Origin of the sequence: Curtobacterium sp. C2H10 (assembly GCF_025407985.1) — a bacterium.
GTDB lineage: Bacteria > Actinomycetota > Actinomycetes > Actinomycetales > Microbacteriaceae > Curtobacterium.
Genome location: NZ_JABXGF010000138.1, coordinates 1 through 275 on the forward strand (window position 1 = coordinate 1; position 275 = coordinate 275).

Sequence of the window (275 nt, forward strand, 5' to 3'; positions counted from 1 at the left end):
GACCGTGCTCGGTTTCTGTTCAGCGATTTTTTCGGGATGACGTTATCGCCTGCTACTGGTAGGGGGCGGCTAGGGTATTACGATCACTGTCGAATTACTGACCTGTCCGGGGCTGTCGAATTCGGCTATCTGGCGTTTGGTGGCAATCGGGACACGGTCCACTGTTATCTGAATGGGCACGCATGCAAAGAATTTTTTGAGAGAAAACAACCAGTTGAATTGCATCATTTTTTGACTGAGATTCTGGGTGTCTCTCGACTGAACCGACTCGATCT

The 275-nt window shown here is 49.5% G+C and carries 1 protein-coding gene; it reads right to left on the bottom strand.

Going from position 1 to position 275, the window contains the following annotated elements; all coding sequences use genetic code 11:
• Positions 1-69: 69 nt before the first annotated feature.
• On the bottom strand, positions 70-275 hold a 206-nt coding region (locus tag HWD93_RS18375; protein ID WP_261647592.1), incomplete at its 5' end, for a hypothetical protein.